The organism is Micromonospora sp. NPDC049282 (genome assembly GCF_043197045.1).
Lineage (GTDB): Bacteria > Actinomycetota > Actinomycetes > Mycobacteriales > Micromonosporaceae > Micromonospora.
Window position 1 is genome coordinate 125,981 of record NZ_JBICSL010000011.1, and the last position, 14,752, is coordinate 140,732.

13 protein-coding genes are annotated in these 14,752 nt (G+C 72.2%); 2 read left to right on the forward strand and 11 right to left on the reverse strand.

The genetic code is table 11. The features are described 5' to 3' along the window. Positions 1-44: 44 nt before the first annotated feature. From ACGFI2_RS19015 to ACGFI2_RS19035, 5 genes are all read right to left on the reverse strand, one after another. Positions 45-707: a DUF5701 family protein gene (locus tag ACGFI2_RS19015; RefSeq protein WP_393518498.1), complete on the reverse strand. Its 663-nt coding sequence runs from the start codon at positions 705-707 to the stop codon at positions 45-47. Positions 708-756: 49 nt separating this feature from the next. Continuing rightward, positions 757-1,518: a LytR/AlgR family response regulator transcription factor gene (locus ACGFI2_RS19020; protein ID WP_393518782.1), complete on the reverse strand. Its 762-nt coding sequence runs from the start codon at positions 1,516-1,518 to the stop codon at positions 757-759. Positions 1,519-1,547: 29 nt separating this feature from the next. Then, entirely contained in the window at positions 1,548-2,771 is a 1,224-nt protein-coding gene (locus ACGFI2_RS19025; RefSeq protein WP_393518501.1) for a sensor histidine kinase, read from the reverse strand. A gap of 10 nt (positions 2,772-2,781) precedes the next feature. Continuing rightward, entirely contained in the window at positions 2,782-4,287 is a 1,506-nt protein-coding gene (locus ACGFI2_RS19030; protein WP_393518504.1) for a sugar transferase, read from the reverse strand. Between the two features lie 281 nt (positions 4,288-4,568). Next, positions 4,569-5,429 carry an Fpg/Nei family DNA glycosylase gene (locus ACGFI2_RS19035; protein WP_393518507.1) on the reverse strand — a complete coding sequence of 287 codons (861 nt, stop codon included), beginning with the start codon at positions 5,427-5,429 and terminating at the stop codon, positions 4,569-4,571. 80 nt (positions 5,430-5,509) lie between these two features. On the opposite strand from ACGFI2_RS19035, the gene ACGFI2_RS19040 reads away from it, so the two are divergent. Further along, entirely contained in the window at positions 5,510-6,766 is a 1,257-nt protein-coding gene (locus ACGFI2_RS19040) for a glycosyltransferase family 4 protein (protein WP_393518510.1), read from the forward strand. A 45-nt stretch (positions 6,767-6,811) separates the two neighbouring features. On the opposite strand, the gene ACGFI2_RS19045 is transcribed toward ACGFI2_RS19040, so the two are convergent. From ACGFI2_RS19045 to ACGFI2_RS19060, 4 genes are all read right to left on the reverse strand, one after another. Beyond that, positions 6,812-7,531 (reverse strand): CDP-alcohol phosphatidyltransferase family protein, encoded by a 720-nt coding sequence (locus ACGFI2_RS19045; protein ID WP_393518513.1) that lies wholly within the window; start codon positions 7,529-7,531, stop codon positions 6,812-6,814. After that, entirely contained in the window at positions 7,506-8,573 is a 1,068-nt protein-coding gene (locus tag ACGFI2_RS19050) for an iron-containing alcohol dehydrogenase family protein (protein WP_393518516.1), read from the reverse strand. Before ACGFI2_RS19050 ends, ACGFI2_RS19045 begins: the two co-directional genes overlap by 26 nt. Then, on the reverse strand, positions 8,561-9,292 hold the full coding sequence (locus tag ACGFI2_RS19055; RefSeq protein ID WP_393518519.1) for a sugar phosphate nucleotidyltransferase: 732 nt from the start codon (positions 9,290-9,292) through the stop codon (positions 8,561-8,563). Before ACGFI2_RS19055 ends, ACGFI2_RS19050 begins: the two co-directional genes overlap by 13 nt. An 85-nt stretch (positions 9,293-9,377) precedes the next feature. After that, on the reverse strand, positions 9,378-9,827 hold the full coding sequence (locus ACGFI2_RS19060; protein WP_393518522.1) for an NUDIX domain-containing protein: 450 nt from the start codon (positions 9,825-9,827) through the stop codon (positions 9,378-9,380). A 111-nt stretch (positions 9,828-9,938) separates the two neighbouring features. Between ACGFI2_RS19060 and ACGFI2_RS19065 the strand changes: the two genes are divergently transcribed. Further along, positions 9,939-10,331 carry a cyclic nucleotide-binding/CBS domain-containing protein gene (locus tag ACGFI2_RS19065; protein WP_269694617.1) on the forward strand — a complete coding sequence of 131 codons (393 nt, stop codon included), beginning with the start codon at positions 9,939-9,941 and terminating at the stop codon, positions 10,329-10,331. An 81-nt stretch (positions 10,332-10,412) separates the two neighbouring features. Here ACGFI2_RS19065 and ACGFI2_RS19070 read toward each other — a convergent pair whose 3' ends face one another. Then, a complete protein-coding gene (locus ACGFI2_RS19070; protein ID WP_393518526.1) occupies positions 10,413-13,466 on the reverse strand; it encodes a malectin domain-containing carbohydrate-binding protein in 3,054 nt (1,017 codons plus the stop codon). A 217-nt stretch (positions 13,467-13,683) separates the two neighbouring features. Then, positions 13,684-14,724, reverse strand: coding sequence for a glycoside hydrolase family 26 protein (locus ACGFI2_RS19075; RefSeq protein WP_393518529.1), 1,041 nt, complete (start codon positions 14,722-14,724; stop codon positions 13,684-13,686). Between the last annotated feature and the right edge of the window lie 28 nt (positions 14,725-14,752).

Here is a 14,752-nt window from a genome sequence, read left to right on the forward strand (position 1 = left end):
TCCGCCAGCATAGGTAGTGGGTGTGACGTGCGCCGATCGTCGATTCAGTCGAGGCCGACCCGGACCGGGCGGGCGGTGGCCGAGCCGAGCCAGGTGTGCGGGTTGCCGAACCAGCACCAGCCCAGCTTCGGCGCGCCCTGGCTGATCCACAGCGCCGGCACCCGCTTGTCGCCGCAGCGTGAGCCGACGAGCGAGAAGCACCTGTTGCTCGCAAGCGCCTCCGGGTACAGCGTCACGAAGGCCAGGCCCTCGTCGATGGTGAGGGGTAGCCGATCCCGCGCGGTCATGTCCTCCAGCGCGGCCGACGGCGTCACGTTGCGATACTCCTCGCCCCGGTCCACGTCGAAGAGCAGGTACGCGGGCCCGGCCGGCGCCTCCAGCTCCTTGATCGGGTGGAAGGTGGGCAGGTCCTCGGCGGGGAAGTTGCGGTCGAGCACGCCGGGTCTGCGCTTGCCGGCGAGCGTGGTGAGCGCGATCCGCTCCGGGACCGGCACCAGCTCCCGCGTGGTCACCAGCAGGAACGGCACCCGGGCGTCGGTCGGGCCGGGCAGGCCGGCGGCCCCGGTGACCGCCGCGTCGCGAAGCGGGCCCAGCCGGGCGCGGAACGCCTCCTCGGGCAGTTCGGCGAGCGCGGGGTAGCCGAGCGTCACCAGGCGGTCGAGTTGACTGTCGAATTCGGCGGCGGCGTCGAACTGGTCGTCGGACATGCGGTCCTCCACCCTGTCGTACGGACTCCCGTACACTGTACGTCAGGCTTCAGCGACTCCAGTCCTGCTTGGCCGCGCGGACCAGCTTGTCCTTCAACTCCCGGGTGTGCCGGCGGCTCACCGGCAGCTCGCTCCCGTCGATCACCACCACGTAGCCGGAGTTGACCAGCCGCAGCTCGGCGATCAGCCGCAACTGCACCAGGTAGGAGCGGTGCACCCGGACGAACCCGGCGTCGGCCCACCGCTCGGCGAGCGTGGCCAGCGAGACCCGGACCAGATGCGAACCCTCCGCGGTGTGCAGCCGGGCGTAGTCGCCCTGCGCCTCCACCCACCGCACCGCCGACCGGGGCAGCATCCGGGTGGTGCCGGCCAGCTCGATCGGGATGGTCGGATCCTCCTCCGCCCGCGCCAGCGCCGCCGGATGCGAGGGCACCACCCGTGAACCCATCACCCGGCGCAGCGACTCGGCCAACCGCTCGGCGCGTACCGGCTTGCGCACGTAGTCCGTGGCGCCCAGGTCGAACGCCTCCACCGCGCCGTCGTCGTACGCGGTGACGAAGACGATCGCCGGCGGCCGGGCGAACCGGCGCAGCACCCGGGCCAGCTCCATGCCGTCCAACCCGGGCATCCGGATGTCGAGGAAGACCACGTCCACGTCGTCGTCGCGGAGCACCCGCAGCGCCTCGGTCGCGTCGCCGGCCGTGTGCAGCCGGGCCACCCGGGGATCGGCGCGCAGGTGGTAGGCCAGCTCGTCGAGGGCCGGCGGCTCGTCGTCCACCGCCAGCACCCGCAGGAAACCCGAGGCCGTCACCGCCGACCCGGCTCGCTCGCTCCGCTCGCTCACGAGGAGACCCGCACGCCGGGATGGAACTTCGGCACCCGCATGCTGACCTTCGTACCCGAACCCAGGCCGGTCTCGACGACCAGGCCGAACCGGTCCCCGAACGCCGACCGCAGCCGCTCGTCGACGTTGGAGAGGCCGACGTGCTGCCCCGGGTCGTCGGTCGGGTCGCTGCCGACGCCGGAGACCTCCGCGATGCCCGCGGTCAGCGTGGTCGGATCCATCCCCACTCCGTCGTCCTCCACCGTGATGTGACACTCGGCGCCCGCGTCCCGGGCCTCGATGCTCACCATGCCGGTGCCCGGCTTGCGGGACAAGCCGTGCCGGACCGCGTTCTCGACCAACGGCTGGAGGCAGAGGAACGGCAGCGTCACCGGCAGCACCTCCGGGGCGATCTGCAGGCGCACCTGGAGTCGCTCACCGAACCGGGCCCGCTCGATGGTCAGGTAACGGTCGATCGAACGCAGCTCCTCGGCCAACGTGGTGAACTCACCGTGCGCCCGGAACGAGTAGCGGGTGAACTCGGCGAACTCCAGGATCAGCTCGCGGGCCCGCTCCGGGTCGGTGCGCACGAACGAGCCGATCGCGGTGAGCGCGTTGTAGATGAAGTGCGGGCTGATCTGCGCGCGCAGCGCGCGTACCTCGGCCCGGGCCAACCGCTCCCGCGACGAGTCCAGCTCGGCCAGGGCGAGCTGGTCACCGGCCCAGTGCGCGGTCTCCAGCGTCGCCTGCACCAGACCCGGCGCCGGCCGCCCGTCGGCCACCGCCACCAGCGCGCCGACCACCCGGCCGTCCGCGCTCAGCGGCGCCACCACCGCGCCGCGTACCGGACAGTCGACCAGGTCGCAGTGCAACTCCGACTCGTGCAGCACGGTGGAGCGCCCGCTGCCGGCCACCCGCCGGGCCGCGGCCACCAGCTGGTCACCGTGGTGGGCGCCGCCGCCGTCGATGGCCAGCAGCGCGTCCCGGTCCGTCAGCGCCAGCCCGGCCGCGCCCACCAGGGCCCGCAGATGGCGTACGGCCTTCGCCGCGTCCGCCGCGCTCAGGCCGGCCCGCAGCGGCTCGGCGGCCAGGCCGGCGGTGTGCAGCACCTCGTACGTGGCCCGCTGCGTCGCGGTGGCGATGCCCCGGCGGGCACGCAGCCGCAGCACCGCCCAGAGCGCCGCGGCCAACGCCGTGACCAGCGAGACGACGGCGAAGAACGCCGAGAGGTTGGCACCCACCCCCGGAAGGCTAGTACGCGCCCTTGCGGGCCAGCACCACTCCGACGGTCCGCCACAGGATGCTGAGGTCGTACGCCAGCGACCAGTTGTCGACGTAGTAGAGGTCGAGCCGGACCGCCTCGTCCCAGGAGAGGTCGGAGCGGCCGGAGACCTGCCACAGCCCGGTCATGCCCGGACGCACCAGCAGCCGGCGCCGGACGTCGCCCAGGAAGTCGCCGTCGTCGGCGGGCAGCGGACGCGGGCCGACCAGCGACATCTCGCCCCAGAGCACGTTGATCAGCTGGGGCAGTTCGTCCAGCGACGACGCCCGCAGGAAGCGACCCACCGGGAAGACCCGGGGATCCTGCTTCATCTTGAACATCATGCCGTCGGTCTCGTTCTGGTCGACCAGGCCGGCCAGCCGCTCCTCGGCGTCCACGTACATGGTGCGGAACTTCCAGACCCGGAAGGTGCGCCCCTCGTGGCCGACCCGGGGCTGCCGGAAGAAGACCGGGCCGGGGTCGGAGATCCGGATGGCGAGCGCGACGGCCAGGAAGAGCGGGGAGAGCAGCAGCAGTCCCAACCCGGACGCGACCCGGTCCAGCAGGCTCTTGAGCAGCAGCGCCGGGCCGGAGAGCGTCGGCTCCTCGACGTGCAGCAGCGGCAGGCCCTCGATCGGGCGGATGTGCACCCGGGGACCGGCGATGTCGGTGAGCTGCGGCGCGACCACCAGGTCGACGCCGGAGCCCTCCAGCTGCCAGGCCAGCCGGCGCAGCTCGCCCGGCTCGGCGCTGGCCGAGCCGCAGACCGCGATGGTGTCCCCGCCGACCTCACGGACGAGGGCCAGCACGTCGCGGCCCGCGTACACCGGCACCGGGGTGTCCAGGCCCCGGGCGGCGGCGTACCCGTCGGTCAGGTGGATGGCCACCGGCACCAGACCGACGCCGGGGTTGCGGGTGACCGTCGTGTAGACCTCCAGGCACTCCGGCAGCGGGCCGACCAGCACCATCCGGTGCCCGGCCTGGCCGATCCGGCGGCGCAGCGCGTGCAGGCTGCCCCGCGCGATCATCCGGCCGAGCAGGATCAGCAGCAGGGCGCCGAGCAACGCGAAGCCGACCGTCCACCGGGACAGCGACGTCACCGTGGCGAAGGCCAGGAACGAGACGGTTGCGGCCACCGCCACGCCGGAGCGGATCACCCGCTTGAACTCGTCCGGCCCGAGACCCAGGTAGCGCCGGTCGTACGCCCGGTTGCCCCACAGGATGAGCACCCAGCCGAGCGGCAGCAGCAGGAACGCGACCGTGTAGAACCACACCTGGGGGGAGTTCTTGAAGCCGGAGTCCGCCTGCTCGAAGATCTGCACGGCCAGGAAGCTGGCCAGGGCCGCCGCGCCGAAGTCGACCAGCAGCAGGATCGCGATGTAGGGGCGGTGCCACCGGGAGACCCGGCGTCGGGCGCGGGCCCACCCCGACCGGGGTACGCCGTTGTGAGACGGCGGAGTCGGCGGCTGGATCTCAAAGCTGTCGACGTGCCGCACGCTCTTGCTCCGGCCTGTGTCGGTTACCGGGCGCTGGAGGCTTGTCGTCACCTCAACCCATGTCCTCCCGCATGACCCGTGCCCTCACTCGGCGTGAGGGACCGGGTCGCTCACCGTTCCAGTCTCCCACGTGCTCGGGTGGGATCTGGCCGGCTCCCAGTCAGTTGTGAAGCCGGGGACCGAGCCACTATACCGATGGATGACGGCTCGGGTAGTGCCGCGGAGTGGGACCTTCCGCGATCCCGGGATGATTCCGCTCCGTAACCGACCGGTGTGGTTACTCACCGTACGAGTCGGGACAACCTTCGGTCAGCCAGCGGCTTGCCCCCGGTCTGACAGGTGGGGCAGTACTGGAGACTCGAGTCGGCGAACGAAACCTCACGCACCGTGTCGCCACAGACCGGACACGGCAGGCCCTTCCGGGCGTGCACCTTGAGCCCTGAGCGCTTCTCGCCCTTCAGCTCCGCGGCCCGCTGCCCCATCGACCGCCGGACCGCGTCGCCGAGCACCGTCCGGGTCGCCGCGTGCAGGCCGGCGAGCTGCTCGTCGGTGAGCCGGTCGGTGATCGCGAACGGGGAGAGCCGCGCCGCGTGCAGGATCTCGTCCGAGTACGCGTTGCCGACGCCGGCCAGCACCGCCTGGTCGGTCAGCACGCCCTTGACCTGGCCCCGGCGGCTGCGCAGCCGCTCGGCGAAGGTGGGCAGGTCGGCCGCCAGCGCGTCCGGACCCAGCTTCGTCACGCCGGGCACCTGGGCCGGGTCGGTGACCAGATAGGCGGCCAGCTTCTTCTGCGTGCCGGCCTCGGTCAGGTCGAACCCGGAGCCGTCGTCGAGGCGGATCCGCACCGCGATCGGGCCCTTGCCCGGCCGCAACGGGGTGGTGGACGGGAACGCCTCCCGGTAGTGCAGCCAGCCCGCCCGGGCCAGGTGCACCACCAGGTGCAGGTCGTCGCCGAACCGGACGTCCAGGAACTTTCCGTACCGGCCCGCGCCGGTGACCGTGCGGCCGGCCACCGCGCTGGGCGGCGGGTCGTACGTCTTCAGGGCGTTGATCGAGGCAACCTCGAACCGCTCGACCCGCCGGCCGACCGCCCGCTCGCGCAGGTAACCGGCGAGCGCTTCCACCTCCGGTAGTTCAGGCACGGGACAACGGTAGCCTTTCCTCCCGTGAGCGCGAGGAATGAGCTTGCGAGTCCCGCAGTCGCGAACGAAGGGCAAGCTCCGTGAGAATCGTGGTGGCGCACAACCGGTACCGGGAAGCTCAGCCCTCCGGCGAGAACACCATCGTCGACGCGGAGATCGCCCAGCTCGCCGCGGCGGGCGTGGAGGTGCTGCCGTTCCTGCGCAGCTCCGACGAGATCCCCTCGATGTCCAAGCCGGCCAAGGCGCTGCTGCCGATCTCGCCGATCTGGGCCCCGAAGGCCCAGCACGACCTCGACCGCCTGCTGGTCGAGCACCGGCCGGACGCGTTGCACCTGCACAACCCGTACCCCCTGCTCTCGCCCTGGGTGGTGCGGACCGCGCACAGGCGTGGCGTGCCGGTGGTGCAGACGGTGCACAACTACCGCCAGGTCTGCTCCTCGGGTCTCTACTTCCGCGACGGCGTGATCTGCCAGGACTGCCGAGGCCGCGCGTTCGGTGTGCCGGCGATCGTGCACCGCTGCTACCGCGACTCCCGGGCGCAGAGCGCGCTGATGGCCACCACGCTCGCCGTGCACCGCCCGACCTGGCGGTCGGTGGACCGCTACATCGCGTTGACCACGGCGGTCGCCGACCATCTGCGCGACTACGGCATCCCGGACGAGCGGATCGTGGTCAAGCCGAACGCGGTGCCGGACCCGGGCACCCCGGCGCCGCCGGGCAACGGCTTCCTGTTCATGGGCCGGCTCAGCCCGGAGAAGGGCCTCGACCTGCTGCTCTCGGCGTGGCGGCGGCACCCGGTGGGCGCGCTCGGCCCGCTGCGGATCGCCGGTGACGGGGAGCTGCGACCGCTGGCCGAGGCGGCCGCCGCCGAGCGGCCCGACGTGCTCTACCTGGGCCAGCTCGACCGCCCGGGGGTACGCGCCGCGCTGGCCGACAGCGCCGTGGTGCTGGCCACGTCGACCTGGCACGACGTGCTGCCCACCGTGATCATCGAGGCGCTGGCCGCCGGCCGGCCGGTGCTCGGCACCGCGCTCGGCGGCATCCCGTACCTGGTCGGCGCCGACTCCCCCCGCGAGCCCGCCGGCACCGGCCCGGCCGAGGTGGCGACCGCCGCGCCCGGCGACGGTCGCGTGTCGCTGCCGGTCGGGGTGCAGCGCGGCGAGGCCGGCTGGGTGGTGGCGCCGGAGGTCGACGCGCTGGCCGCCGCGCTGCCGCTGGCCACGGCCGAGGCGCCCGCGCTGGCCGGCGCGGCCCGCACCCGCTACGAGCGCACCTTCCACCCCGACGTGATCACCAAGCGCCTGATCGACGTCTACGCCGGCCTCAAGCGGCGTTAAGAAGGGGCCCCGCCTATGCGGAAAGCGTTGACAGGGGGCCCCTCCTTACAGCGCGGCGCGGGCGGAGAAGGCGATGCTCGCGAGCAGGAAGCCGCCGTTCACGACGGTGAACGCCACCACCACCCAGAACGCCAGCGCGGGCGCGAACACCAGCACCAGGCCGGCCACGAAGATGACCGCGCCGTAGTCGCGGACCAGCTTGACCAGGCGCACCGGGAGCGACGTCGAGGTGACCATGCTGGCCGCGTTCGGGCCGGCCTGCATCACCGAGGTCACCAGGTTGACCATCCAGGTGCCGGCGAAGACCGCCACCAGCCAGACCGGCGTGGCCGGGCGCTGCGCCACCGCCACCGTGCCGATCGCGGTCACCAGCGCGATCTGGGCGGCCACGTCGCAGAGCACGTCGATCCGGGCGCCGGCCGCGCTGCGCTGGTCGGTCACCCGGGCGAGCTGCCCGTCGGCGCAGTCCAGCGCGTACGCGATCTGCCAGCCGACCAGCGCGACCAGCCCGACCACCCAGGCCGGGACGGTGCCGGCGGCCACGTCGTCGGCGAGCGCGACCACGGTCACCGAGGCGGCCAGCCCCAGCACCAGATTGGCCAGGGTCAGCGCGGTCGGGCGCAGCCCCAGACGCTCGGCGGCCAGCGCGAACGCCGCCCCGATCCACTGACTGATCGACTCGCTGAACAGGCCGCCGCCCCGGTTGACCCGGTGGAAGTCGGCGACGGTGGGACGGGGCTCAGCCAAGGTGGTCGCGGAGGGCACCGGCGTAGTCTGCCAGCCGCTCCCGGGTCTCGGAAGCCGACATCGCCAGGTGTTCCAGGATGGTGTAGCGGTCCGGCCGGGTGGCCGGCGCGAACTGCACAGCCTCGACGAACTGGTGATCGGTCAGCTCCACCTCGGCCGGCAGCCGGGGCAGCCCGTGCCGGGCCAGGCAGGCGGAAATCTCGGCGAACCGGCGCTCGTCGCCGCGCAGGAACGTGCAGAACAACGCGCCCAGCCCGGCCAGCTCGCCGTGCGAGGCGGTGCCGGGGAAGAGCGCGTCGACCGCGTGCATGATCTCGTGGCAGCCGCCGCTGCACGGGCGGCTGGTGCCCTCGATCGCCATCGCCAGACCGCTGGAGATCAGCGCGTCGGCCAGCACCGTGACGAACGCGTCGTCGGTCATGTCGCCGGGATGGTTCAGCACCGCCTCGGCGCCGGCCCGGGCCAGCGACGCGGCCAGCCCGTCGACCGGCTCGCCGCGCACCCGTCGGGCGAGTTCCCAGTCGGCCAGCGCGCTGATGTTGCTGACCACGTCGCCGATGCCGGCCCGGTTGTGCCGCTCCGGCCCGGCCTCCACGAAGTCCAGGTCGACGATCACCGCGATCGGGATGTGCACCCCGTAGGAGCCCTTGAGGCCCTCGGTGATCAGGCTCGCCACCGGGGACGCGATGCCGTCGTTGGCCAGCGCGGTCGCCACCGAGACCATCGGCAGGCCGCGCCGGGTGGCGGCGTACTTCGCCACGTCGATGGTCTTGCCGCCGCCGATGCCGACCACCGCGTCGTACGACCGGGCACGCAGCTTTCCGCCCAGCTCGTCGGCGGCCTCCAGGGTGCCCCCGGCCACGGTGAACAGGTCCGCCGACCGCAGCGACGGCCGGATCAGCTCGGCGATCTTCTCGCCCTGCCCCGGCCCGACCACCACGGCGACGTCGCCGCCGGCCGAGATGCGGCCGTCGGAGAGGATCGACGCCAGGTCCGCCACCGCGCCCCGCCGCACGTCGATGTGCAGCGGGGTGAGGACGCTGCGGGCTAGTAGCGGCACGCGATCTCCCACGCCCGGGCCAGGTCCTCGTGGTTGTCGACCTCGACCCAGGAGACGTCGCCGATCGGCGCCGCCCGCACCTCGCCGCCCCGGTCGGCGAACTCCTGGTAGCCGTCCTCGTAGTAGAGGTTCGGGTCGCGCCGCCAGGTCGCCTCCAGCGCGTCGGCGAGCGCGCCGGCCACCTGCGGCTCGATCAGCGTCGCGCCGATGTACTCGCCGTACGCCTCGCCCGGGTCCATCAGCTTGGTGATCCGGGTGAGCTGGCCGGCGGCGTCGAAGGTGGTCTTCATCTCCTCCTCGGCCAGCGGCTTGAGCGTGTCGACGGCCAGCAGGATGCCCGGGCCGCGCTCGGCCAGCAGCGTCTTCTCCACGCTCACCGGGTGCACGGTGTCGCCGTTGACCAGCAGCACGCCACGGGAGAAGTGTTCCCGGGCCAGCCAGAGCGAGTAGGCGTTGTTCCACTCCTCGGCCTTGTCGTTGTCGACCAGGGTGAGCGTGACGCCGTACTTCTCCGCCAGCTCGGCCTGGCGCCGGCGGACCGCGTCGGCCGCGTAGCCGACCACGATCACCACCTCGGTCAGCCCCACCTCGGCGAGGTTGCGCAGCGCGATGTCGAGGATGGTGGTCTCCCCGTCGACCGGCACCAGGGCCTTGGGCAGGGTGTCCGTGTACGGCCGCAGCCGGCGCCCCGCACCCGCGGCGAGCACCATCCCGATCATGCCGACACGCTCCTCTTCTCGACCGATTCCACGAGGCGAGGATATCGTCGGCGGCTCGGCGGCCGTGGTTCAGCCCGTGATCGCTCTACAACCCGATCGACCGCAGCGCGGCGAAGCCGTCCGCCACGATCCGCCGGATCAACCCGTCGTTGACGTCCCGGTGCTCGTCCAGCAGGGCGATGTCCCGCTCGGCCAGCCAGCGGAACTCGGTGTGCTCGCCGGGCGCCAGCCGGGGCCGGCTCAGGTCACCGTCCACCCGGACCAGGAAGTCGGTCTCCACCCGCTCCAGCCCGTCGTCGCCGGTGTAGCGGTACTCGCCGACCAGGCCGAGCACGTGCGACACGGCCCAGCCGGTCTCCTCGGTGACCTCCCGGCGCAGCGCGTCGTCGATCTCCTCCCCCGGCTCGAGGTGGCCACCGGCGATGTCCCAGCAGTTGGGGAAGAGGCGCCGCTCGGCGGAGCGGCGCTGGACGAAGATGCGGCCGTCGTCGTCGACGATCAGCGCGCCGGCGCAGCGGAGGGGCTCGGTGGACACCCCCCGACAGTAGCCTCCGCGCCGATTCCGGCGATGCCCGTACTTGTCCCGGTACGCATCGATGGCCCACCATGTCCGTACCCAGTCGCCGTCCCACAGGAGTGATGTGTGATGCAGGTTCGGGAAGCGATGTCCAGTGAGGTCCTCGTGGTCGGCCCGGAGCACACGCTCCGCCAGGCGGCCCGGATGATGTCGGCCCGCGGTGTCGGGTCGGCGGTCGTGATCGACCCGGACTCCGAGGGGGTCGGGATCATGACCGAACGCGATGTGCTGAAGGCGATCGGAGCCGGGCTCGACCCGGACGTCGAACGCACCGGCGCCCACCTGACCTGGGACGTCGTCTACGCCGGCCCGGACTGGACGGTGGAGGAGGCGGCCGCGGCGATGGCCCGGGGCGGATTCCGCCACCTGGTGGTGCTCGACGGCCGCGAGGTGGCCGGGGTGATCTCGGTGCGTGACCTGATGCGGGTCTGGGCGCGGGAGCACGCCCCGACCCGGGCCTGAGCCGGCGCCCGGGACGGGCGATGGCCCGGCCGATACCGGCCGGGCCATCGTCGTGCGGTGTGTCTCGGTCGTGCCGCCTGGTCAGGGGCCGACGAAGACCGCGGTGCCGCGCCAGTCCACGTCGTCGACGCCGGGACCGCTGCGGGTGGTGGCGGAACCGGTCGGCACGCCGTTCGACCAGTCCATCGAGGACAGGTTGCCGGTGCTCCGGGAGACGACGTAGAGCTTGTCGCCGTCCAGGAACAGGCCGGCCGCGTCGGCGAAGCCGGTGGTGCCGGTGACCGTGGTCCGCTCGGCGCCGACCGTGCCGGTGTCCGGCGCGAACTGACGCGAGAACAGCGCGCTCTGGCCGGCCAGCGCGTAGTAGACCCGGCCGCTCTTGTAGAACATCGCGGTCACGTTGGGCAGCTCGGCGGAGAAGTTGACCGTCATACCCGCGTACGTCGAACCCTCCGGCGCGGAGCCGGTGACGATCTTGTCCCACTTCGCGTCGTGGTACGGGTCGACCTTCTTGGCGGCGCCGAACTCGGAGCCGTCAAACGAGCGCGTGTAGAGGTCGCCGCCGACGCCGTAGAACAGGTCACCGCCGACCCAGAACGCGCCCTTGACGCCCGACCAGCGGGTGTCGTCCGGGTTGGGCACCGACATCGCGTTGCCGACGCCGGTCGCGCCGTCGTACGACCGCTTGGTGATGCTGTCGACCGTGGTGGCCGGCGGCACCGGCGGCAGCTTGACGATCTCGATGCCCTGCACCAGCGGGTTCTCCAGGACCCGACCGAAGTCGACGTCGACGTTGCCGTCGCTGGTCACCGCGAAGGCGCGCATGGTGCCCTTGTTGGTGGCGCCGATCGCGGCCACCGGGTCGAAGTTGCTCAGCTTCTGCACGCCGTCGATGCTGACGTTGAACTTGCGCTTGCCGGCGGTGGCGGTGCCGGAGTACCGGTTGGCCAGGTAGAGCCGCACCTGCACCGGCGTGCCGGCCGGGACCGGGAAGTCCCACTGCATGTCCGGTGCGGGCGACTCGTCCCACCGCTCGCTGTTGAACAGCGTCGCCGGCGTGCCGGCCGGGACGGTGGCGTCGCGCGCCGCGTCCGTCGGGTACGTGGTGACCTTGTTGCCCGCGTTGTGGAGGGTGCTCGGCGCGGTCGGGGTGTCGCCGGCCCAGGCCGGGCCGCTCGGCGCGGCGAGCTGCTCGCCACCGGCGTTGACCCGGTAGAGCACGTCCGAGGCGTCCGGCGTCGGCGCGGTCTTGACGATCTCGATGCCGTGGACCAGCGGGTTCTCCAGGACCCGGCCGAAGTCGACGTCGACCACGCCGTCGCTGACCACGGAGAAGGACTGCATGGTGCCGCGGTCGGTGCCGCCGGCGGCGGCCACCGGGTCGAAGTCGTTCATCTTGAGCACGCCGTCGACGCTCACGTCGAGCTTGCGCTTGCCCGGGGCGGCGGTGCCGGCGTACCGGTTGGCCAGGTAGATCCGGACGTCCACCCGGGTGCCGGCCGCGATCGGGATGTCCCACTGCATGTCGGGCGCGGTGGCCTGGTCCCACCGCTCGGTGTTGAACAGCGTGGCCGGCGTGCTGGCCGGCACGGTGGCGTCGAACGTCGCGTTGGTCGGGTACGACTTCGCGCTGTTGCCGCCGTTGTGGTAGGGGCTGGGCGCGGCGTCGGTGTCGGCCGCCCAGTCCGGCCCGCCGTCGGTCGCCGGGATGGCGGGGCCGCCGGCGTTGACCCGGTAGAGCACCTCGGTCTGCGCCGCCCGACCGGCCTGGTAGACGTTGCCGGGCAGGCCCTTGGTGCTGGTCGAGTGCGGGGCGTCGCCGCCGGTCAGCGGAAAGAAGGCGAGCCGCTTCCGCTGGTACTCGTAGTTGCCGATCCACTCCTGGTCGCTGCCGAGCCAGAGGCCCTGCGGCGTCACCAGCATCTCGGTGACGCCGTAGCCGCGCGGGTGGCGGCCCGGGTTCCAGGCCAGCGGCAGGCCGCTCAGCGGGTCGAGGGCCGCGATGCTGGCGCGCGGCACCGCGCCGGGGCCGGCCTTGTCTCGCGCCAGCGGGTTGTTGGACCAGCGGAAGTGGCCGCCGACATAGATGGCCTTCTCGCTGATGCCCACGGAGAGGAAGGTGTCGCCGCCGCTGAAGTTGGTCCAGGTCGGCTTCTGGCCGGCGCCGGTGGCGTCGGTCTCCCAGCGGGCCGCCGAGTCGCAGAGCGTGCCCGGGTAGGACGCGCCGGTGCTCACCACGACGAAGTACTTGCTGTCCGGGGAGAACTGCACGTCGCGGACCCACGAGTCGAACGCGCTGTACTTGCAGGCGCCGGCGTAGCCGTCGGTGTTCCAGTCGGCGACGGTGGCCGAGCTCGCGCCCAGGTCGATCCGCGCGATCTGATCGTGGACGGCGCCGTCCGCCTTCTTGAAGTTGCCGATCACCACGAGGTGCTTGCCGTCCGGGGAGACGGCCATCTTCTCGGTGCCCACGGCGGCCGACGCGCCGCCGTTGGTCGGCGTCCAGTTGTGGTGCTCGGTGAGCGCCACGGTCAGGTAGTCGTCCACCGCGCCCGTGGTCGGGTTCAGCGACACCAGGCCGTTGCGGGTGGTGCCGGCGGCCGAGGTGAAGTTGCCACCCACCAGCAGGTGGTCGCCGACCAGGAGGACATCGCTGACCGCGCCGTCGAACGCGGGGTTCTTGAACCCGTCGACGAGGGTGCCGTCCGCCACGTTCAGCAGCGCGAGCTTGCGCATGCTCTTGTCGCCGACCTTGTTGAACCTGCCGGCGACGTAGACGGTGCCCGGGGTGGGCCCGGCGATCAGCGCGTTGACGTCGCCGTCGAGCAGCGGCACGAACGCGTTGTCGATTTTGCCGGTGGCCTTGTCGAAGGCGAGGATCGCCCGCCGGTCGACGGGCGTCGGGGACGAACCGCGGTTCTGCGCGTTGGTGAACGAGCCGCCGACGATCACCTTGCTGCCGGCGTCGTAGATGGCCAGCACGTTGCCGTCGTTGATGTTCGGCGTTTTGTCCGTGGTCAGCTCGCTGACCAGGGTGCTGTGGTCGGGCGCGACCGTGGCCGTGGGTGCGGCGAGGGCCGGGACCGGAGTGAACAGGGCGGCGATGCCGAGCACGGCGGCGCCGAAGGCGGACACCGAGCGGTGTCTCAGGAACGAGGAAGGCACAGGCTGCTCCGGGGGGAACGTCGGAGGCGCTGCGATCGTGGCCGGTGGCGACGCGAGGTGAGGCCGCACGCGGCCGACCGCAGACGTGAGGACAACACCTTCTCGCATTCGGCCGTCGCGCGTCCACCCGGGATCGACCTTTTTGCCGAGGAAGGGGCTCGGGCCGGACGAAAAGACGAGGAAATGATCACTCAGTGGATTTGGACGGTGGCGCGGAGGTGGGATTGAGGCTCGGCAGGGGTGGGGAGAAGTAGGGATCGGTGGCCAACTCGCGGAACACCGCCGCGCTCTCCGGGTCGTCGTCGAAGGTCGTGTCGTACACCGGTTTCGTGTCCCGTCCGGAGAAGTACATCGCGGCCTTGATCTGCGGGTGTTCCTTCAGGTAGCCGCGGACCCCGCGCAGCCAGTCGGCCCGCTGGCCGGGCCGGCCCTTCTCGGTCGGGCCGAACTCACCGATCACCACCGGCCGGGGGTGCTTGCTGGCGAACGCCATGAAGTGGTCCATGCGCTCCGCGAAGCTCACCCATTCGGTGCCCGGATAGACGTCCGCGCAGAGCCAGTCGACCTGGTCGTCGCCGGGGTAGTAGGCCGCGGCGTCACGCTCCGGGCTGGCGAAGCCGTCGGCGTGCGGGCACCAGACCCAGGCCGCGTTGGTGGCGCCGACCTCGGTGAAGATGGCCCGGATGTGCTTCCAGGCGGCGATGTAGTCCTCCGGTGAGTGGACGCTGGCGCGCAGGTTTGGCCGGTCCATCTCCCAGCGGTAGCGCAGCAGCACCGGGATGCCGAACGCCTTCACGTTCTCGGCCCGTTGCCGGATCAGCGGGTCGTAGACGCCGCTGACCGTCGACCGGGTGTCGGTGCCGCTCCACGAGATCATTTGCAGCTTGCCCATCCCGTTGAACGCGGTCTGGGTGTCGCCCGGGAAGGGCTTGTTCCACTCGTGGAACATGTGGGCCACGGTGAGCTTGCCGCCGGCCGCCTGGTTGAACGCGTCGAACGCGGTCGCCCGCCCGGCCGGGTTGTGGAACTCCGGCTGGACCCAGGCGCCCAGCCAGGCGCCCTTCTCCGGCGGTTCCGGCCCGCGACCGGTGGTACGCACCGGATCGGTCCGGGGCGCCACCGACGGGGGTGGAGGCACGAACGACGCCTGACCGGACGGCCGGTCCGACCCGGAGTCGCAGGCCGCCACCACCGGAACCAGGCAGACCAGAATGGACAGAGACGCCAACGCACGCCGCACCCTTAGCACCACCGCA

Coding starts and splice junctions, on each gene's coding strand:
- ACGFI2_RS19015 (WP_393518498.1), bottom strand. CDS start 707: ATGTCCGACGACCAGTTCGACGCCGCCGCCGAATTCGACAGTCAACTC.
- ACGFI2_RS19055 (WP_393518519.1), bottom strand. CDS start 9,292: ATGATCGGGATGGTGCTCGCCGCGGGTGCGGGGCGCCGGCTGCGGCCG.
- ACGFI2_RS19065 (WP_269694617.1), top strand. CDS start 9,939: ATGCAGGTTCGGGAAGCGATGTCCAGTGAGGTCCTCGTGGTCGGCCCG.